The sequence below is a fragment of the Azonexus sp. GW821-FHT04F04 genome, assembly GCF_059420025.1.
The window spans coordinates 160894-180248 of record NZ_JBWKSX010000001.1 but is presented as its reverse complement, the minus strand read 5'-3'; the positions used below and the strand labels follow the sequence as shown (position 1 = coordinate 180248).

Annotated in this window: 18 protein-coding genes; 10 read left to right on the top strand and 8 right to left on the bottom strand. The window is 59.2% G+C overall.

Going from position 1 to position 19355, the window contains the following annotated elements; translation table 11 throughout:
* Window positions 1-7 precede the first annotated feature (7 nt).
* From AC07TV_RS00850 to AC07TV_RS00835, 4 genes are all read left to right on the top strand, one after another.
* Entirely contained in the window at window positions 8-1939 is a 1932-nt protein-coding gene (locus tag AC07TV_RS00850; protein ID WP_494646500.1) for a lytic transglycosylase domain-containing protein, read from the top strand.
* Window positions 1940-1948: 9 nt separating this feature from the next.
* Window positions 1949-4021: a DUF1631 family protein gene (locus tag AC07TV_RS00845; RefSeq protein ID WP_494646499.1), complete on the top strand. Its 2073-nt coding sequence runs from the start codon at window positions 1949-1951 to the stop codon at window positions 4019-4021.
* Between the two features lie 97 nt (window positions 4022-4118).
* On the top strand, window positions 4119-5081 hold the full coding sequence (locus AC07TV_RS00840) for a complex I NDUFA9 subunit family protein (RefSeq protein WP_494646498.1): 963 nt from the start codon (window positions 4119-4121) through the stop codon (window positions 5079-5081).
* 16 nt (window positions 5082-5097) lie between these two features.
* Window positions 5098-6333 (top strand): multifunctional CCA addition/repair protein, encoded by a 1236-nt coding sequence (locus tag AC07TV_RS00835; RefSeq protein ID WP_494646497.1) that lies wholly within the window; start codon window positions 5098-5100, stop codon window positions 6331-6333.
* On the opposite strand, the gene AC07TV_RS00830 is transcribed toward AC07TV_RS00835, so the two are convergent.
* Window positions 6301-6498, bottom strand: coding sequence for a DUF2905 domain-containing protein (locus tag AC07TV_RS00830; protein WP_226403111.1), 198 nt, complete (start codon window positions 6496-6498; stop codon window positions 6301-6303). The genes AC07TV_RS00835 and AC07TV_RS00830 overlap by 33 nt on opposite strands.
* Before the next feature lie 60 nt (window positions 6499-6558).
* On the opposite strand from AC07TV_RS00830, the gene AC07TV_RS00825 reads away from it, so the two are divergent.
* Window positions 6559-7365: an alpha/beta hydrolase gene (locus AC07TV_RS00825; protein WP_494646496.1), complete on the top strand. Its 807-nt coding sequence runs from the start codon at window positions 6559-6561 to the stop codon at window positions 7363-7365.
* Here AC07TV_RS00825 and AC07TV_RS00820 read toward each other — a convergent pair.
* On the bottom strand, window positions 7355-7546 hold the full coding sequence (locus AC07TV_RS00820) for a YjfB family protein (protein WP_494646495.1): 192 nt from the start codon (window positions 7544-7546) through the stop codon (window positions 7355-7357). The genes AC07TV_RS00825 and AC07TV_RS00820 overlap by 11 nt on opposite strands.
* Before the next feature lie 63 nt (window positions 7547-7609).
* On the opposite strand from AC07TV_RS00820, the gene AC07TV_RS00815 reads away from it, so the two are divergent.
* A complete protein-coding gene (locus AC07TV_RS00815; RefSeq protein WP_494646494.1) occupies window positions 7610-8593 on the top strand; it encodes a hypothetical protein in 984 nt (327 codons plus the stop codon).
* Between the two features lie 9 nt (window positions 8594-8602).
* On the opposite strand, the gene AC07TV_RS00810 is transcribed toward AC07TV_RS00815, so the two are convergent.
* A complete protein-coding gene (locus AC07TV_RS00810) occupies window positions 8603-9763 on the bottom strand; it encodes a class I SAM-dependent methyltransferase (RefSeq protein ID WP_494646493.1) in 1161 nt (386 codons plus the stop codon).
* Between the two features lie 95 nt (window positions 9764-9858).
* Between AC07TV_RS00810 and AC07TV_RS00805 the strand changes: the two genes are divergently transcribed.
* From AC07TV_RS00805 to AC07TV_RS00790, 4 genes are all read left to right on the top strand, one after another.
* The gene (locus AC07TV_RS00805) at window positions 9859-11001 is read left to right on the top strand and encodes an FIST signal transduction protein (protein ID WP_494646492.1); all 1143 of its coding nucleotides are present in this window, start codon (window positions 9859-9861) and stop codon (window positions 10999-11001) included.
* 10 nt (window positions 11002-11011) lie between these two features.
* Window positions 11012-13768 (top strand): response regulator, encoded by a 2757-nt coding sequence (locus tag AC07TV_RS00800; RefSeq protein ID WP_494646491.1) that lies wholly within the window; start codon window positions 11012-11014, stop codon window positions 13766-13768.
* Window positions 13769-13899: 131 nt separating this feature from the next.
* Complete coding sequence (gene ttcA / locus AC07TV_RS00795; protein ID WP_494646490.1) at window positions 13900-14763, top strand: tRNA 2-thiocytidine(32) synthetase TtcA; 864 nt, start codon at window positions 13900-13902, stop codon at window positions 14761-14763.
* Between the two features lie 62 nt (window positions 14764-14825).
* On the top strand, window positions 14826-15728 hold the full coding sequence (locus AC07TV_RS00790; protein ID WP_494646489.1) for an FHA domain-containing protein: 903 nt from the start codon (window positions 14826-14828) through the stop codon (window positions 15726-15728).
* A 47-nt stretch (window positions 15729-15775) separates the two neighbouring features.
* Here AC07TV_RS00790 and AC07TV_RS00785 read toward each other — a convergent pair whose 3' ends face one another.
* From AC07TV_RS00785 to AC07TV_RS00765, 5 genes are read right to left on the bottom strand one after another with little or no spacing between them, the layout of a single operon-like run.
* Entirely contained in the window at window positions 15776-16033 is a 258-nt protein-coding gene (locus tag AC07TV_RS00785) for a hypothetical protein (protein WP_494646488.1), read from the bottom strand.
* A 48-nt stretch (window positions 16034-16081) separates the two neighbouring features.
* Window positions 16082-17017 (bottom strand): HPr(Ser) kinase/phosphatase, encoded by a 936-nt coding sequence (gene hprK, locus AC07TV_RS00780; RefSeq protein ID WP_494646487.1) that lies wholly within the window; start codon window positions 17015-17017, stop codon window positions 16082-16084.
* A gap of 9 nt (window positions 17018-17026) precedes the next feature.
* On the bottom strand, window positions 17027-17473 hold the full coding sequence (gene ptsN / locus AC07TV_RS00775; RefSeq protein ID WP_494646486.1) for a PTS IIA-like nitrogen regulatory protein PtsN: 447 nt from the start codon (window positions 17471-17473) through the stop codon (window positions 17027-17029).
* Window positions 17474-17529: 56 nt separating this feature from the next.
* A complete protein-coding gene (hpf, locus tag AC07TV_RS00770) occupies window positions 17530-17856 on the bottom strand; it encodes a ribosome hibernation-promoting factor, HPF/YfiA family (protein ID WP_494646485.1) in 327 nt (108 codons plus the stop codon).
* Window positions 17857-17871: 15 nt separating this feature from the next.
* Window positions 17872-19344 (bottom strand): RNA polymerase factor sigma-54, encoded by a 1473-nt coding sequence (locus tag AC07TV_RS00765; protein WP_494646484.1) that lies wholly within the window; start codon window positions 19342-19344, stop codon window positions 17872-17874.
* Window positions 19345-19355 lie beyond the last annotated feature (11 nt).

The window sequence follows — 19355 nt, the reverse complement described above, 5'->3', positions numbered from 1 at the left end:
ATCTAGCATGAAGTTTCGCCTCATCCTCATCGCCCTCGCACTCCCGTTTTCAGTCCTTGCCCAGAGCAATGGCGACGCCGCTTTCCTGACCGCCCGCGACGCTTTCCGGGCCGGTGACATCAACAAGCTGGAGCGCGCCAGCAGCCAGCTCGGCAACCATGAACTGGCCGTGTACGTCGAGAGCTACCGGCTACGCATGTGGATGGAGAAGGGCGACCCGAACAACCTGCGTGATTTCCTGCAACGCAACGAAGGCAGCTACGTCGCCGAAAAGCTGCGCGCCGACTGGATACGCTGGCTCGGCAAGCGTTTGACCTGGAACGAGGTAGATGCCGAGTTCCCCAAAATGCTCGCCCCCGAACCCGATATCGTCTGCTACAGCCAGCAGGCCCGTCTCGCCCGCGACGACCGCAAGGTACTCGCCGAGGCCGAAAAGCTGTGGCTGACCATGCTCGAGCCACCGGAACCTTGCCGGCCGGTTTTAGATGCGCTCGTCAGCAACCAGCGCATTACCGCCGATGAAGTCTGGGCGCGCACCCGCCGCCAGGTCGAAGCCAATCGCCCGGGCTGGGCCAAAACCACGCTCAATTACCTGCCCGAAAGCCAGATGCCGGACAGCAAGGCTTTTGACAGCGCCATCAATAGCGCCATGAGCTACCTTGTCCGCCAGCCGGGAAACTGGTCGACCAGCCAGGCCGGGCGCGAACTCGCCGCTTTCGCCATCTCGCGCCTCGCCGCCAGTGACCCGCGCATCGCCGCCGGCGAACTCGAAAAGATCAAAGGCAAATTGCAGGATTCCGAACGCCAGTGGGCGTGGAGCCAGATCGCCCTGCACGGCGCCAAGAAGCACCTGACCGAAACGGTTGGCTGGTATGCCAATGCCGGCAAAGCCCCGCTGTCCGATGAAGGCGCCCAGTGGAAGGTACGTGCCGCCCTGCGCGCCCAGGAATGGGGGGTTGTCCGCGACACCATTGAGGCCATGCCGGCTGAACTCGCTGCCCGGCCGGAGTGGATCTACTGGCTCGGCCGCGCCCTCAAATCCGGCGGGCGCACGACAGAGGCCGACGCCCTGTTCGAGAAAATCGCCGGCCAGACCAATTTCTACGGCAATCTGGCCGACGAGGAACTTGACCGCAAGATCACGCTGCCCCCCAAGGCCACGGCAACAACCGCCGAAGAAACCAAAGCGGCCATCGACAACCCGGGCATCCGCCGCGCCCTGGCCTTCTTCCGCCTCGATCTGCGCACCGAGGCAGTCAAGGAGTGGATCTGGTCGCTACGCGGCATGGATGACCGCGAGCTGCTTGCCGCGGCCAACCTGGCCAAGCGCAACCAGATATGGGATCGCGCCATCAATACCGCCGACAAGACCCGTAGCGAACACGACTTCTCACTGCGCTTCCTCGCCCCCTACGGCGATACCGTGCGCCCGGCCGCCCAAAACCAGTCGCTCGACGACGCCTGGGTGTACGGCCTGATGCGCCAGGAAAGCCGGTTCATTACCAACGCCAAATCGAACGTCGGCGCCTCCGGCCTGATGCAGTTGATGCCAGCCACCGCCAAATGGGTCGCCAAAAAGATCGGCCTGCGCGATTTCAGCCACGGCCGCGTCAACGACACTGAAACCAATGTCCTGCTCGGTACCAGCTACATGCGTCTGGTCATGGAAAACCTCGACAACCACCCGGTCCTCGCCTCCGCCGCCTACAACGCCGGTCCCGGCCGGGCCAAGAAATGGCGCGCCGACCGGCCGCTCGAAGGCGCCATCTACGCCGAGACCATTCCGTTCAGCGAAACGCGCGATTACGTCAAGAAAGTGATGAGCAACGCGGTTTATTATTCTGCCCAGTTCAACGGCAAGCCAGATTCCCTGAAAACTCGCCTCGGCGTGGTTGGTGCCAAAACCGCCGAAGGCATGAAAGACGCAGACCTACCCTAGGAAACAGACATGGCGGTGCAGTCCGACTCATTTCATCTCCTGAGCGACACTCGGGCCCTTTTCCTCAAGCACCTCGGTGCCTTGCTGCAGGATAGCGGCTTGCTCTCAGCCCCGGCCATCCAGGCCATTCAGGACGGCGCAGCCGCCTATTTCGATGAAATGGCCTCGACCAGCCGACGCGGCGCCTTCGCGGAAGAAGTCGACGGGCTGACCGCTTCGCGCATCACCCTGGTCGGCGAAGAGGATCTGGAACTGGGCATCCGCCTCGACGACATGAGCGCCCGGCTGTTCGAATCGACCGGCGGCAGCCTGTGGCGCACCCATTTGCGTTTCGTCACCTTGCTCAAGCGCCCGGATCTGCCAAAAAGTGCCAATCCGGTCGGACCGAAAGGTATCGCTCAAGGTCTGACCGCCATGTTCGCGGCGGCCGGTGCCTTCGCCATCGACAACAAGCTGGAATTGCTCGACCGCATCGAAGCCAGCCTGCTCGAGGGTCTGCCGGCCCTCTATGCCGAGATCAACGACTTCATGGATCGCAAGGGGATCGACGCCGCCCAGCCGACTATTATCGGCAGCCAGGACAGCCCGACAACACCCGACGCAGGTCCCGGCGTTCGCGAAAACGCGCTCCTTGCCCTGCAGCAATCACTACTCGCCCGAGTACCCGGCCTCGCCGATTCGCCGCAAATGCCTGTGAGCGGCGGCGCTGCGGCTTCGCTACTCAACCAGGCAACGCTCGAACGCCTCGTTTTGCGTCTGGACGAACTTGATCGCCAAGGCGCCTTCGACCAGAAGTTTGCGCCGGCCAGAACGGCGGAGGGCATGATTCCGGCCCTTTTCACCCCTGACGGTGACTTCCCTAGCCAGCCCAAAGTCCTCAAGTCTGCCCAGCTCGGCATTCCGACGACGGCCGGTGAAAGCCTGGCCATCGATACACTGGCCATGATCTTTGAGTCCATTTTCGCCAATCCGGCCCTGCCGGACACCCTGAAAGCAGTGATCTCCAGCCTGCAGATCACGCTGCTCAAGGTGGCGATGAAGGACAGCTCGCTGTTCGCCAATGAGCAACACCCGGCCCGACTGGTCATCGACCGCATGGGGCAGGCCGTACTCGGCCTGCCGAGTGACGTATCGGCCCGTCACCCGGTGTGCGCCCGCCTGTTTGAAATCGCCACCCGGTTGCGCAGCGAAAATACCAGCGACATGGCCGCCTTCGAGAAGGCAGGAGCCCAGCTCGATACGCTGCTGGCCGAACGCGGTGCGACGATTGTCGAGGCCACCAAGCCCTACCTGCCATTGATCGAGCAGCTTGAGCGCGGCGACGATGCAGCCAGCCAAGTGCGACCTGCCATCGAAAAATTCATCGCGACCAATCCGCCAAAGGTCATCCGCAACTTTATCGAACAATCCGGCAGACAGTTGCTACAAGCCGTCTGGCTCGATCATGGCGAACAGAGCAGCGAGTGGCAGGAGAGCCTTGCCCTGATCGACGATCTGCTGTGGACCATTCAGCCCAAGGCTGACAGCGATGAACGCAAAACGCTGGCCCGCCGACTGCCCGACATTCTGAAGCGCCTGAGGGCAGGGATGAAGCGCGTCGGTCTTTCGCCCGAAGCGGAGTCAGCCTTCCTCGACGAGTGTTTCGAACTGCAGACCCGGGCGCTGCGGGCGCTCCCCGCAGCCGTCGTCAGTGATGACCCGAGTGCCGGATTTTTCCCCAGTGGCATTTTCGCGCCAGCCAGTGCACCGATCAGCGGCGAACTGCGTGTTGGCGAAGCGGTTCTGGCGACTTTGGATTTTGCCGAGTTCCAGCCGGCACCTGCGCGCCATCTGCCTTGCAAAGAAGGGGACTGGCTCGAATTCCTCATGCCCGGTGGCGAAAAACGCGTCGCACGAGTCTGCCATATCAGCCCGACCAGCCAACGGATGCTGTTGATCAATCCCGATTCTGCGCTGGCCATGGCCGTCCATCCGGCCATACTTGACCGCCAGTTGCGGGATGGCGAGGCCCACATCAGTTCGGCCAGCTCCCTGTTTGAAACAGCGGCCAGCGCCGCCTTGCGGCAAACGACGGGCGGCTGAGGACAACCAGTCAGCGGCCATCGGCCACAGGTCTGCCCGGAAAGCGGCAAATTGCCTTAAAATCCGGGTTTTACGTATTCAGCTTTCGGGATTTCAAATGGACATCAAAAAGGTCTTGCTGCTGGGGGGTAGCGGTTTCGTCGGTACCTATATCGTCAACCGTCTGTCGCAGCGCGGTATTGAAGTTACCGTCCCGACACGTCGCCGCGAACGCACCAAGGCGCTGATCATGCAGCCGGGCGTCAGCATGCCGGAAGCCAATATCCACTGCGAAAAAACCCTCGCCGAACTGATGCGTGGCCACGATGCCGTGATCAACCTGGTTGGCATCCTGCACAGCCGCGATGTCGTCCTGCCCTACAGCGCCGATTTCGCCAATGCCCACGTCGAACTGCCGAAGAAAATCATAGCTGCCTGCAAGGCTACCGGTGTCCGCCGCCTGGTGCACATGAGCGCGCTCAACGCCGACCCCAAAGGCCCATCCGAATACCTGCGCTCCAAGGGCGACGGCGAAGCCCTCGTGCTCGCTGCCCAGGGTGAGCTGGACGTCACCGTCTTCCGCCCGTCGGTCATCTTCGGACTCGGCGACTCCTTCCTGTCGATGTTCGCCAGCATTCTGAAGAAAGTCCCGTTTTTCCCGCTCGGTTTCGGTCATGCCCGCTTCCAGCCGGTTTGGGCGGCCGATGTCGCCGATGCCTTCGTCGATAGCCTGAATGATGTCGCCACCTACGGCCAGGTCTACGAGCTGGTTGGCCCGAAGACCTACACACTGCGCGAACTGGTCGACTACACCAAAAAGCTGGCTGGCAGCACTGCCACCATCGTTCCCTTGTCCGAAGGCTGGGCCTACCTGCAGGCTGGCCTGATGTGGCTGGCGCCGAGCCCGATGCTGTCGCCGGACAACCTGCGCTCGATGGAAAAGGACAGCGTGGCCGAAGCTGGCAGCAAGCAGCCCGCCAACTGGAACCCGACGGCGCTGGAAGCCATCGCACCGACCTACATCGCGCTCAACACGCCAAAGGGCAAGCTCGACGGCTTCCGCTATCGCGCCGGTCGCTGAGGGCGCGCCACCGACTGTGCAGATATTCATCGTTGGCGGCGCCGTCCGCGATGAACTGCTCGGCCGGCCCAACGCCGACCGCGATTACGTCGTCGTCGGCGCCACCCCGGAAGCCCTGCTCAAGCAGGGGTTCCGTCCGGTCGGCAAGGATTTCCCGGTTTTCCTCCACCCGAAGACCCAGGAGGAATACGCGCTGGCCCGCACCGAGCGCAAGTCCGGGCATGGCTACCATGGCTTTACTTTCCACGCCGCACCGGATGTTACGCTGGAAGAAGACCTCGCCCGCCGCGACCTGACCATCAATGCCATGGCCAAAGCGGCCGATGGCACGCTGATCGACCCTTTCCACGGTCAACCCGATTTATCGGCCAAAATCCTGAGGCATGTCGGCCCGGCTTTTGCCGAAGATCCGGTGCGTATCCTGCGCATTGCCCGCTTTGCCGCCCGCTTCAGCGATTTTTCGGTAGCCCCGGAAACGTTGGCGCTGATGCGCGACATGGTGGCCAACGGCGAAGTCGATCACCTGGTCGCCGAACGGGTCTGGCAGGAGCTGGCCAAGGGCTTGATGGAAGACAAGCCGTCACGGATGTTCGAAGTTCTGCGCGAGTGTGGCGCCCTGGCGCGTTTGCTGCCCGAGCTCGATGTTCTGTTCGGCGTACCGCAACGCGCCGATTACCATCCTGAAATCGACACCGGCATCCACACCATGATGGTCGTCGACCAGTCGGCAAAACGCGGCTTCGCCTTGCCGGTTCGCTTTGCCGCGCTGACCCACGATCTTGGCAAGGGAACGACGCCGGCCGACATCCTGCCGCGCCATATCGGCCACGAAGAGCGCAGCGTGACCCTGAGCGAAAAACTGTGCGCCCGCCTGCGCGTGCCGAGCGACTGTCGCGACCTCGCGCTACTCATGGCGCGCTATCACGGCAACGTTCATCGCGCCGCCGACCTGAAGGCCAGCACCATCGTCACGCTATTTGAAAAAACCGACGCCTTCCGCCGGCCGGAACGCTTCCAGCAACTGCTCGATGCCTGCCTGTGCGATTACACCGGCCGACTCGGCTGGGAAAACCGCCCCTACGACAGCCCGCGCTACCTGCTTGCAGCACTCGCTGCGGTCAACGCCGTCGAAGCTGGAAAAATCGCGCAGGCCTGTACGGACAAGGCCAAAATTCCCGAACGCATTTACACCGCACGGGTCGATGCGCTCAAGCTATTGTTAAATGACTCGGGAGAGCAGCCAGAGCAATAACGAAAAAATGATCGTGGTCGCTACCGGAAACGTGTAGCTTCGACCACGAAAGCGGAATGCAAAATCTCCCGGCAATTTGCCGAACCGAATAAAGCGCGCCAGATGCGGGCCGATGATGCCCAGCAAGAAAATCGCCACGACCAGCGTCAGAATCCACTTCAGCATTTGCCTTGTACCGCAGGGTGAAAGCCGCATTAAATCACGCCTCACCCTGAACAGAGCCCCATGCTAAAAACTCAAATCGTTGAAGGCCTCGAAGTCTTCTCCTGCCTGCCTTCCCGCAAGACCACCAAACCAGCACTACTGTTCGTGCACGGCGCCTTTGCCGGCGGCTGGATGTGGACCGAAACCTTCATGCCTTTTCTCGCCAAGGCCGGCTACCCCTGCTACGCCCTGTCACTGCGTGGCCACGCCGGTAGCGCAGGTGTTGAACATATCAACTGGCATTCGATTGGCGATTACGTCGATGACGTCAAGACCATCGTCGACTGGCTGGGCGAAGCGCCGGTCCTGATCGGTCATTCAATGGGCGGCTTCGTGGTCCAGAAATATCTCGAACATCGCGAAGCCCTGGCCGTCGCCCTGGTCTGTTCGGTGCCACCGCAAGGCCTGATCGCCTCCCAGTTCCACCTGATGTTCAACAAGCCGCAGCTGTTCCAGGAAATCAATCAGATCATGGACGGCAAATACACCGACACCGGAACGTTGCGTGAAGCGTTGTTTGCCGGCGAGGTCGATGAAACGATGCTGGCCGCCTGGCTGAGCCGGATGCAACCGGAATCGCACCGCGCGCTATGGGATATGTCGATGTTCAGCCTGCCCAACCTCTACGCCATGCATCGGCCGCCGATGCTCATCCTCGGCGCCGAAGACGACGTCCTGGTGCCTGCTTTCCTGGTTCAGACCACCGGGCACACCTACGGCGAACACGTCCATATTTTCCGCGACATGGGCCACGCCGTAACCCACGAAAAAGAATGGCCGCTTGTCGCGGCCACCTTGCGTGACTGGCTGGCCGAAATCAAACCTTGACGTCGACCGCGTTGCCCAGGTTCGGCGGGTTGCTCGGCACTTGCGGCAAGGCCTCCAGCAGCTGCGCCGCATTCTGGGCCTGAATGTCCATCGCCTTCTTGAGAACCGCCGTATTGGCGGCGTCCCTGATCTCCACGGGCGACATGGCGGAGGTCAAACTGCCTACAGAAGAAACATCCATCTTGCACTCACTCCAATTCGGACACATTATTGGTCCACTGTAGTCGAACTATTCGCCAATTCAATGAGTAATTCCGAAAAACCCGGACCGCTGTCAGCCATTCTCGAAGCCATCCGCGCCAAACGCGAGCGCAAGACCGGTACGGGCAGGGATATCGCCGAGCTTGAAGCCGCATTGCTGGCCGACATTGAGACTTTCGATCTGGATGCCGCTGAACGGCGCGCACGTCGGGAATATCTGGCCAACTCCGGCGCCGGCATGACTGACCCGACACTCGTTTTCCCGGAGATCGCGCCCGCCAGACCCGCCGCCAAACCACTCGAAGTCAAAGTAGCTGAAGTTGCCGGAGCCAAGACAGCCGAGCCGCCCCCCAAAAAAGAAAACAACCCGGAACCCGGCAGCAGCTTCCTCGACCAGCTACGACAGCGAGCTGAAGTACGACAGCGTGAAATCCATAGCGCCCTGGCCGAACGCACCTCGATCAACGAGGCAATCGACCAGGCGCTGAAACACCTCTTCTTCTATCTGCACGAACTGGTTCAGCAACTCAACATCATCAAGCCGGATGTCCCGCGCGATTACCCGCTGATCGAACAGTTCGAACTGAATCAGCTGAGCTGGCAAGAGGGCTTCGCCGACTACCGGACCCAGTCGCAAAGCGCCGGCGCGCTGGTCGAGCTGGTCACGTTCTCGTATCACCTGAGCGGCAGCACGACGCTCCATGTCGAACGTGACGGGCCGTCCGTAGAGCGATTCCGGGCGATGATTTTTGACTTCGGCTTGCCGTTCACCTACAAGGAATTCAAGAACGAGCGCAGTTATGTCGAACGCGCCGAGTTTGAAATTCGCAGTGAAGTCAGCGTCAGCGCACGCTGGCGGGCCGATTTTTCAAAGGGCGTCATCACCCTCGAAACACGCAACCTCGAACGACTCGGTAGCGCCCTCTACAACGTCCGGCCACAGTTTGTCGACCAGGCGCTGCTGGATGATTTCGGTCGCCTTGTTCTCGGCCAGCCCAATCGTTTCCGCGAGCTGGCCAAGCGTTAATAGCTACAGCTACAAACGACGGCTCTGATCGCCGTTGGCAAAGCCGAGAAGTGGCTCATCCAGTCCACGACCGATGGCGATCACCTTGAACAGCTCGCCCATTTCGTGCGGCATCAGCAACTTGCCGACCGCGCTGGCAGCTCGAATGTAATCCGGCGTGGCGTGAGGAATTGCAGCGAGGCAGTCGAGAATCCCGCAATTGAGCAGGAACTGTCCCTGACTGGCATAGCCAAGCAATTCAAGCCCACTGGCGTGGGCTGCGGCAATAATTGCAGTGAAATCGACGTGGACCGTAACATCCTGCAAACCCGGCAAATAGAACGGGTCGGGGTGCGCATGATGACGGTAATGGCACATCAGGGTTCCGCGCCCACGTTGCTGGTGATAGAACTCGCGGCGCGGGAAACCATAATCGATCAGCAGCAGCGCCCCCCTGTCCAGGCGATGCCCCCATTCTGCCGCCCAGGCCCGCGTGGCGAGACTGATTTCACTCTCGAACCCCGGTGGCAGGCTGCATTGCTCACCGATCTCTTCGGCAGCAGCAAGCAGGGCGCCGCTTGCCGGGCGCTCGTTCCACGTGAAACCACCAGACTCGTCAACGACAACGCCGCGCTCGAGAATTCCATCTTCCCGCCAGGCGACGATGTGGGCAGGCATGGCGTCAAGTAGTTCATTGGCAACGACAGCGCCGGAAAAATGCTCAGGCAAGCGATCCAGCCACTCCACCCGGGGCAAAAGATGGGGCGCCGTCGCTGCGATCGTTTCCTGCTGGCGCTGGCGCAGATCGGCTGACAAATCGAGAATGAAGTAGCGTTCAGGCAGAGCCTCGGCCACCTCCAGAGCAAGCAGAAGGTCGGCCGCCAAACGCCCGGAACCGGCCCCCACTTCAAGCACCACCGGGCACGATGCAGCCATGACCTGAGCTACCTGCCGGGAGAGCGCCTTGCCGAATAATCCAGTCATTTCGGGCGCCGTGACGAAATCACCGGCGGCGCCGAACTTGCGCGCTCCCGCGGCATAGTAACCAAGGCCAGGGGCATAGAGAACCTGCTCCATGAAACGGGCAAAGGAATACCAGCCACCCGCGGCAGCAACCTCGTCGACAAGTGTTTGTTGCAAGCGCTGGCTGTGAGCAAGCGCTTCCGGCGCGGGGATCGGCAGGTTATTCATGGCAAGTTCAAAAAGTGTCAATTTTAAGGCCGCAACGAGAATTTCACCGCCGCCTATGCTATTTTTGCATTCTGCATCAAAGGAGGAAACACACCTTGCGCATCAAACAAATAATCAATCGCAAGCCGGCGGAACTGGCCTCAGCACTGAGTCGTATCGGAGATGAAACGGCGGACCTCCTGCTGATTTTCGGCAGCGTCGAACACTTGACGTTCCCCGGCTTGCACGAGTCGCTTAGCAACGCTTTTCCTGGCGCCTTGCTGCTTGGCTGTTCGACCGCCGGCGAAATTACCGCCGACGGTGTCGATGATCAAACATGCACCGTCACAGCCATCAAATTCGACCACGCCAGCCTCCATCAGGGTAGTACACGTCTGGCTGGCATGGAGGACTCCTTCGCCGCAGGTGAAAGACTGGGGCGACAGATTGCCGGCGCCGGCCTCAAAGCCGTCCTCGTTTTCGGGCCCGGCGTACAAATCAACGGTAGCGCCCTGGTCAATGGCATCACCAGCGTCATTGGCAGCGCTATTCCGATTACCGGTGGCCTGGCTGGGGATGGCGGTGCGTTCAAGGAGACATTTACCATTGGCCCGGACGGCGTGGCCAACGACAACATCGTTGCCGTTGGCCTGAGTGGCGACGGACTACGCTTCGGCCATGGCTCATTCGGTGGCTGGGAACCTTTCGGCCCGGCTCGCAAGGTAACCAGCTGCGACGGCAATATCCTGCATGAACTGGACGGTGAACCAGCACTCGAAATTTACCGGCGCTATCTGGGCGAACACGCCAAGGGGCTGCCGGCATCAGGTCTGCTTTTTCCCTTCGCCATGCTTGGTGAAGACCATAGCGCAGTCGGCTTGATCCGCACCATTCTCGGCATAGACGAAGCAAGCGGCAGCCTGATTCTGGCTGGTGAAATAGATCCCGATGGCTATTTGCGCCTGATGCACGCCAGTACCGACAAGCTGGTTAGCGGGGCCGAATCGGCGGCAGAAGCAGCGGCGGCAATGTTGCAGGGCAACGGCGAAAGCGTCGCCATTCTGGTCAGCTGCGTTGGACGAAAACTGGTCATGGGCGACCGTGTCGATGAAGAGGTCGAGGCTGTCGGCGAGGTATTTGGCCAGGCCGGCGTGCTGACCGGCTTCTACTCTTATGGCGAAATCAGTCCCTTCGCCCCTGGCGCGTCGTGCAAACTGCACAATCAGACAATGACCATCACTTGCCTGAGCGAGGCCTGACCTAAACCCCATGCAAAAAGCGCTTCTCCGTCAGTTGAAACGCAGCCTCGGGATTGCCAGCGAAGCCGAACTGGCTGCGCTTCTGAACTCGATGAGTCTGGCAGCAACGACGGCAGACCCCGCCTTGCGAACCGCGCTGGATGGTTTCGGCGAATTTCTGAAGCGCGTTGATAGCAGCTACGAACAATACGAGCGCGATCTGGATTTGCGCACCCGCAGCCTCGAAATTTCCTCGTCCGAGCTTTCGGACAGCAACGAGAAACTGCGTCTGTCGCTGGCTGATCGCGAAAATGCACTGCGTTCGTTGCGAAAGACTGTTCGGGATTTGTTGCCAGACGCCGATTCAGGCGGTCTCGCCGATACGTTTGCCGATGAAGATGTCGCCGAGCTATCCAAGCGAATCGCTTCGATGGTCGCTGAAAGTGAGCATGGTCGCCGTGAGCTGGCGACGCAGAAATTCGCCCTCGACCAGCATGCCATCGTCAGTATTACCGACACTGCCGGCACAATCCTTTATGCCAACGACCGTTTTTGCGACATCAGCGGTTATGCCCGTGAAGAGCTCCTCGGTCGCAACCATCGCATCATCAATTCCGGCACCCATCCAACAGAAATGTTCCGCGACATGTGGCAGACCATCTCGCTTGGGAAGGTCTGGCGTGGCGAAGTCTGCAACCGGGCGCGAAACGGAGACCTGTACTGGGTGAATGCGACGATTGTCCCGTTGCTTAACGCCACCGGAGAGCCGGAACGGCACATCGCCATCCGTACCGACATCACCGACCGCAAGCGCATCGAGGCACAACTCTCGGAACAACTCCATCTGGTTGAAGAGCTGATCGAAGCCATCCCGCTGCCGGTTTATCTGAAAGATAGCGCAGGACGCTATGTTCGCCTGAACAAGGCCTTCGAGCTGTTTTTCCAGATCAGTCGCGAAGAACTACTCGGTCACACGCTGAACGATCTCCTGCCACCGGAAGATGCCAGCCTGCACACTGAAAAAGACGCCGAGCTGTTTGCCAACAAGGGGATGCAGTCGTACGAGGCCTCGGTGCATAGCAGGGACGGGCTGATTCACGATACGGTCTATCGCAAAGCGGTCCTGACGCGACGCGACGGAAGCGTTTCCGGCTTGCTCGGCGTCATCGTCGATATCACCGAGCGGAAGAGGGCCGAGATCGAAGTCCTGCGCGCCAAGGAGGCAGCGGAAGCGGCCAGCCGAGCAAAAAGCGATTTCCTGGCCAACATGAGTCACGAGATTCGTACGCCGATGAACGGCGTCATCGGCATGACCGATTTGGCCCTGGAAACGGCGTTGACCGCAGAACAGCGGGAATACCTGACCATCGCAAAGTCATCCGCCGAGTCGCTACTCACCATCATCAACGACATCCTCGATTTTTCGAAGATCGAAGCCGGCAAGCTGCTCGTCGAGGAAATTTCCTTCGATCTGTACCGCCTTGTCGCCGAAGTCCTGAAACCCTTGGCCCTGCGCGCCCACGAAAAGGGGATCGAACTGCTCAGCGAGGTGCTGCACGATGTCCCTCGCTACGTTCGAGGTGACCCCAGCCGCATACGGCAAGTGCTGGTCAATCTGGTCGGCAACGCCATCAAGTTCACCAACAGTGGCGAAATCGCCTTGCGCACCGAACTGCTGCAGTTGCAGGACGGCCACGCGATCGTCCATTTTGCGGTGTGCGATACCGGCATCGGTATCGCTCCCGACAAGCAGGATCTGATTTTCGACGCCTTCTCGCAGGAAGACACCTCGACAACGCGAAAGTATGGTGGCACCGGTCTCGGGCTATCAATTTGCCGCCGCCTGGTTGAACTGATGGGTGGCCGAATCTGGCTGCACAGCCAGATGGGCGAGGGCAGCACCTTCCACTTTTCGGTACAACTCGAGCTATCCGAGCAGGCAACATCCGCCCAGGGTAGTCAGGTCAATTTGGTCGGCCGCCGCATCCTTGTGGTCGACGACAATGCCACCAACCGCCGCATCCTGTGCAGCATGCTGAGCTTGCTGAAAACCATTCCCCGCGCAGTCGATTCCGCTCATGCGGCGCTAGCGTTAATGGAAGAGGGCAGCACTGATTTCGATTGCATCCTGCTCGATGCGCAAATGCCTGAAATGGATGGATACGAACTGGCGCGCCTCCTGCACGCCACCTACAAATATCTGCCGCCCATGTTGATGCTCTCCTCCGGCGCCCTGCGGGGCGATGCCCAACGATGCCAGGAAGCCGGGATCGCCGGATTTTTCTCCAAGCCCATTTCGCTGGACGAGTTGCATGCCGCTCTGGGGCGACTGTTCGACAACGCGCCCATCACCAATAAGGTGACAGGGGCGCCACTGGTCACCCGCCATTCACTGCGCGAAGCCCGGCGCGCACTGGTAGTCCTGCTCGTCGAAGATCATCCGACCAACCAGAAACTGGCCCTCGGCCTGCTCGGCAAATGGGGGCACATAGCAACGCTGGCCCGAAACGGCCAGGAGGCGCTCGACATTTTGGCCACCCGGTCCTTCGACGTGATCCTGATGGACATGCAAATGCCGGTCATGGGTGGCATCGAAGCAACGCAGCGTATTCGCGCCCGCGAGACTGAGCATCAACTTAAGCACACGCCGATCATCGCGATGACCGCTGCAGCCATGCAAGACGACCGCGATGCCTGCCTGGCGGCAGGGATGGATGACTATCTGTCGAAACCAATCAGAGTCAAGGAGCTGCAGGAAAAACTGCAGTCGATTGGCGGAAACCACTGATTCAACGCAGATTTTATTCTCCGGCCCGGTGACACAAGGTAAACTGGTCGTTTTTCAATTTCAGGCAATAAATCCGGTTGACCGTGGCTAACACGCTGCATGGTCCGCACCCCGTCCTTATTCCTTGCCCCATGACTCAATCGAACAACCTGTTAAAGCTGCGCAAATATCTGGAAGGCCGTACCGGCAAGGCGATCATCGACTACAACATGATCGAGGAGGGTGACACCGTGCTCGTCTGCGTGTCCGGGGGAAAAGATTCCTACACGCTGCTCGCCATGCTCATGGCACTACAAAAGCGTGCGCCAGTCAAATTCAGTCTGATCGCCATGAATCTCGACCAGAAGCAACCCGGTTTTCCAGCTGACGTTCTGCCCCGCTACTTCGAGTCTATTGGCATAGAACACCGGATTGTCGAAGCCGACACCTATTCGGTCGTCAAGGAAAAGATCCCTGAAGGAAAGACCACCTGTTCGCTCTGTTCGCGACTGCGGCGTGGCGTCATCTACCGTACAGCCAAGGAACTCGGCGCCAACAAGATAGCCCTCGGCCATCACCGTGATGACATGGTCCATACGCTATTTCTCAACATGCTTTTCGGCGGCAAGCTCAAGGCCATGCCGCCCAAGCTCGTCACCGACGACAAGGCCCATATCGTCATCCGGCCACTCGCCTATTGCGCCGAGGCCGATATCGCAAAATTCGCGCGCGGCATGGAATTTCCGATCATCCCCTGCAACCTGTGCGGCTCTCAGGACAACCTGCAACGCCAGAAAATCCGCGAAATGATGCAGGACTGGGACAAACGCTATCCCGGCCGTACCGAATCCGTTTTTACCGCCATGCAAAATGTCGTTCCCTCCCACCTGGCAGATGGCGATTTGTTCGATTTCCGTGGGCTCACTCTGGACACTCCTGTCGAAGAGGGCGATATTGCATTCGACCTCCCGGAAATGCCGATCAGCGGGACCATCCCGATAAGCCTTTCGGCATAATGCAGAAGCGGCACGATCAACATATAATGAGCAGTCGTTAATTCATGGACTCCAGGTAGACAATGAGTGCCACGCAACGAAAACTGATTGTGATGTTCGCCGATGTCTCCGGCAGCACCGCGCTTTTCGAGCGTCTTGGCGACAAAGAGGCAATGCACGCAGTTGAACGTTGCCTCAAGCGCATGAAGCGATCCATCGATGGCTACAAGGGCAAGACCATACAGGTCGTCGGAGACGAGTTGCTGGGTGCCTTTGAAACAGCTGAAGATGCATGTCAGGCTGCGATCGACATGCAACAGCGGATCGCCGATCTGCCCCCTGTTTCCGGCCTGAAACTCACTATTCGCATCGGTTTGCATTGCGGAGAAGTGTCTGACGACGGCAAAAAACTCACCGGCTCGGCCATCTCGACGGCCGCGCGTATCGCCGGTATTGCTCGGCGAGATCAGATTTTGTGTAGCTCGCTTCTGGTTGAGGCACTGTCCGAACCCTGCTTCATTTCTGCCGACCCCGTACCAGAACTTGGTAGCGTTCCGGAAGACGGCGAAGCATTAGCGCTTTTCCAGATCAACTGGCCAAACTATCAAGGTGCGACCGCCAATTCGGCACATTCTGCTTTTGGCCCAAGCAGCACAGCCCCCCCCGACCGACTATGCGTTCGCCATCGCGGCAAAGCCTTCCTGCTTGACGATAAAACCCCGGTGCTGACTATTGGCCGCGATCTTGGCTGCAAGCTGATCATCGATGACCGCAAGGCCTCGCGCCAGCATGCTCGGGTCGAACGGCGCAACGATGGCTTCTATCTGATCGATACCAGCACAAATGGCTGCTTCGTCACTCTGTCAGGGCGTCAGGAAGTTATGGTCCGGCGCCATGAAATTCAACTCGAAAGTCGTGGCCAGATCAGTTTTGGCAATTCCGGTAGCGATCCGCTGGCCGATATTGCCGAATTCGAGCACTTGTAAAAAAATCGGCCATCCGCAGATGGCCGACTATTCCCCGTACGGGTTGATTACTTGGCTGCAGCGTCGGCCGCGCACTTCTTCATAAAGCTGTTCTTGGCGGCACCAGCCAGTTTCTTTTCCTTGGCGGCGGTGGCACAAGCTTCGTTTTCCGGAGCAGCACCGGCGTCTCGGGTGCACTTCTTCATGAAGCTGTTTTTCGCGGCACCAGCCAGCTTTTTCTCGGCGGCCTGGGCAGCACAATCATCAGCGGCAAAAGCAGTGGTAGCAGCAAATGCGACAATCAACAGAGCAATCAATTTCTTCATTGGGAGTCCCCTCTATAAGGTTTGAAACGCCGATGTACTATCGGCCATTCATGCGTCATCGTCAAGCATCGTACGTTGCTGGCGATCCATGAAATCCTGCATGCTGTCGATCCCCCGCAACTGAAGAATCGTGTTGCGCACTGCCGCTTCGAGCAAGACTGCCAGATTGCGGCCAGCTGCCACGGGAATGACAACCTTGCGAATCGGAACGCCGAGCACTTCATGGGTTTGGGCATCGAGCGGTAAACGTGGCGCATCGGCTGCCGTCGACGTTCTTTGCAGGTGAACGATCAGCTTGAGTTTCATTTTCCGGCGCGAAGCCGTTTCGCCAAAGATTGTCCGGATATTGAGCAAGCCAAGCCCGCGCACCTCAAGAAAATCGCGCAGCATTCCGGGGCAGCGGCCTTCAATAGTGGTCGGCGCTATTCGGGCCATTTCGACAACATCATCGGCAACCAGCCCATGGCCCCGCGAAATAAGCTCCAGAGCCAACTCAGACTTGCCTACTCCGGAGTCGCCGGTAATCAGGACGCCCATCCCGAGAACATCCATGAAGACGCCGTGGAGGCTGACCGTATCGGCCAGGCGTGCTGACAGGTAAATGCGCAGCAGATCGATGATTGCCGAACACGGCTTGGGTGAAAAAATCAGCGGTGTCGTCAATTGGGTGCAGGTCTCGACCACCAATGGTGGTGGCGTCAGGCCATCCGCGACGATGACGGCTGGCGGTTGGGCCCCGAGCAGATCACTGAGCATCTGTGCGAAGCGACGCTCGCCAATGCGCATGGCCCACTCATATTCCGCCAGACCAAGGACCTGCAGACGCTCCGGATGAATAATATTGATGTGGCCAACCAGATCGGCACCGTAATTATTGGAGCCCTTGATCTCGATGCGGCGGTCAGCATGGGGGACGATATTCCAGCTCAACAGCAACTTTTCGCGGTTGTCCTCGTAAAGCTGAACCAGACTTACGTGACGCACGAACTAAACTCAGCCCTGAAAAAGGGCGACTACGGCGGCTGGATCAGCCGCGGCGTGCAATTTTTCGCGGAATGCCCGATCGGAAAAGTTCTGGGCCAACTCGGAAAGTATCTGCAGGTGCTGCTCGGTCGCTTGCTCGGGAACCAATAGCACGAAGAGCAGATCGACGGGTCGCCCGTCCGGCGAATCAAAAGGAACCGGTGTTGCCAGACGCAGAAAGGCGCCAACGGCTTGTTTCAGCCCCTTGATTCGACCATGGGGAATTGCTACACCCTGACCCAAGCCGGTGGAACCGAGCTTTTCGCGGGCGAACAAGCTATCGAAAATGATCGATCGGGCAAGACCAAGGCGATTTTCGAAAAGCATGCCTGCCTGTTCGAAGACCCGCTTCTTGCTGCTGGCCTCAAGATCGAGCAGAACCTGATCGGTTGATAGAAGGTTGGTTAGGGGGTTCATAGGGAAGGTTGGAAAAACAAAGGCCGCAGCCTGTTACGGTGCGGCCCGTTCAACGCTTATTCAGCGACGGAGTGCAGCCCCGGCTTGTCACCGCGATGGTGGTCCTGGACTTTTTGCTTGTACTTCTGAACCTGACGGTCCAGCTTGTCGAACAAGGCATCGATAGCGGCGTAGAGATCGTCACCGGACTCTTCAACGTGGATGTCCTTGCCAGGCACGTGAAGCGTGACTTCACCTTTCTGCTTGAGTTTCTCAACCGACAACACGACGCTGACGCCGGTTACCTTGTCGAAATGGCGGATCACGGGATCCAGCTTGTTCTCGACGTATTCGCGAAGTGCCGGGGTAACTTCAATGTGGTGACCACTAATCTGCAGATTCACTTTATTCTCCTCTCTCTACAGGGTCTTGCGTAAATTGACCGGTGGGATGTTGAGCGACTCGCGGTATTTTGCAACCGTCCGTCGGGCAACTACGATTCCCTGCTGGCCTAGTATTTCGGATAATTGACTATCCGACAAGGGCTTCTTGCCATCCTCGGCCGAGATCAATTGCTTGATCAGCGCCCGGATGGCCGTAGCAGAACAGGCACCACCGGTATCGGTGGAGACATGACTGCCGAAGAAGTATTTGAGTTCGAAGATGCCGCGCGGCGTCGCCATGTATTTCTGGCTGGTGACACGCGATACGGTCGACTCGTGCAAACCGAGAATGTCAGCGATTTCGCGCAAAACGAGCGGGCGCATGGCGACTTCTCCGTGTTCAAAGAATTGACGCTGACGGTCAACAATGGCCTGCGTAACACGATGAATTGTCTCAAAACGCTGCTGTACGTTCTTGATCAGCCAGCGAGCCTCCTGCAGCTGTGTCGACAGGTTGCCGTTACCACGTCGCTGCTTGGCAAGAATTTCGGCATAAAGACGGTTGATACGCAGGCGTGGGTAAGCGTCAGGATTGATGTACGCCGTCCACTTTCCCTTGAGCTTCTTCACAATCACGTCCGGCGTGATATAGCGCGCTTCAATCTGGGAAAAACGGGCGGCTGGCCGCGGGTTGAGGCTGGTAATCACAGCCTGTGCAGCCTTCAGCGACTCGTCGTCGCAACCAGTCAGACGGCGAATCTTGGTGAAATCACGGGCGGCCAGGAGTTCCAGATGCTTCTGGACGATAGTCAAAGCCAGATCCCGGACCTCATCGCCGCGCGGCAAGGCTTTTAGTTGCAGGGCCAGACATTCCTGCAAATTTCGGGCACCAATCCCGACCGGATCGAAATTCTGGATGTGATGCAGCGCGATTTCGAGCTCTTCGATTTCAATTTCGTACTCCGGCGGCAGCGTTTCCCAGAGCTCCTCCAGCGTAGCCGACAGATAGCCGTCGTCGTCGAGCGCCTCAATCAGGAAGCGCACCAGACTGCGGTCACGCTCCGAAACCTGGGTCATGCCCAATTGCCAGCCGAGGTGATCGCGCAGGCTGATCGTCGTGCCGTGCGTATCCTGTGAATCGCTGTCGTCGTCCTCATCCCGCCCGGCGCCGGTAAAGGTGCCGGCGTCAGCGGCCCAGCGGTCATCGTCGACATCAGAGGGAGCGGAAGGTACGTCCTGCTCGCGGTCGTCACGTGCATCACGCTCTTCGCGCTCGACCCTTTGTTCGCGTTCGCCTTCGGTGGTCTGCGGAGAATCAAATTGCTGAGCGCCGGAAAAAGCCTCGCCGCCCTGTTCGTCCTCGCGCTCGAGCATCGGATTCTCGAGCAAATATCGCTCGATTTCCTGCTGCATTTCGATCGTCGACAACTGCAGCAGTTTGATTGACTGCTGCAGCTGAGGAGTCAGCGCCAGATGTTGGGAGAGTTTTAGCTGGAGTGCCGGCTTCATTGGTTGGGGTC

Bases quoted from the DNA above. Each gene is read 5' to 3' on its own strand.
- AC07TV_RS00825 (WP_494646496.1), top strand. From the start codon at position 6,559: ATGCTAAAAACTCAAATCGTTGAAGGCCTCGAAGTCTTCTCCTGCCTG.
- AC07TV_RS00785 (WP_494646488.1), bottom strand. From the start codon at position 16,033: ATGAAGAAATTGATTGCTCTGTTGATTGTCGCATTTGCTGCTACCACT.
- AC07TV_RS00810 (WP_494646493.1), bottom strand. From the start codon at position 9,763: ATGAATAACCTGCCGATCCCCGCGCCGGAAGCGCTTGCTCACAGCCAG.
- ptsN (WP_494646486.1), bottom strand. From the start codon at position 17,473: ATGAACCCCCTAACCAACCTTCTATCAACCGATCAGGTTCTGCTCGAT.
- AC07TV_RS00815 (WP_494646494.1), top strand. From the start codon at position 7,610: ATGAGTAATTCCGAAAAACCCGGACCGCTGTCAGCCATTCTCGAAGCC.
- AC07TV_RS00830 (WP_226403111.1), bottom strand. From the start codon at position 6,498: ATGCTGAAGTGGATTCTGACGCTGGTCGTGGCGATTTTCTTGCTGGGC.
- AC07TV_RS00800 (WP_494646491.1), top strand. From the start codon at position 11,012: ATGCAAAAAGCGCTTCTCCGTCAGTTGAAACGCAGCCTCGGGATTGCC.
- AC07TV_RS00790 (WP_494646489.1), top strand. From the start codon at position 14,826: ATGAGTGCCACGCAACGAAAACTGATTGTGATGTTCGCCGATGTCTCC.
- AC07TV_RS00820 (WP_494646495.1), bottom strand. From the start codon at position 7,546: ATGGATGTTTCTTCTGTAGGCAGTTTGACCTCCGCCATGTCGCCCGTG.
- ttcA (WP_494646490.1), top strand. From the start codon at position 13,900: ATGACTCAATCGAACAACCTGTTAAAGCTGCGCAAATATCTGGAAGGC.
- AC07TV_RS00845 (WP_494646499.1), top strand. From the start codon at position 1,949: ATGGCGGTGCAGTCCGACTCATTTCATCTCCTGAGCGACACTCGGGCC.
- AC07TV_RS00840 (WP_494646498.1), top strand. From the start codon at position 4,119: ATGGACATCAAAAAGGTCTTGCTGCTGGGGGGTAGCGGTTTCGTCGGT.
- AC07TV_RS00765 (WP_494646484.1), bottom strand. From the start codon at position 19,344: ATGAAGCCGGCACTCCAGCTAAAACTCTCCCAACATCTGGCGCTGACT.
- AC07TV_RS00850 (WP_494646500.1), top strand. From the start codon at position 8: ATGAAGTTTCGCCTCATCCTCATCGCCCTCGCACTCCCGTTTTCAGTC.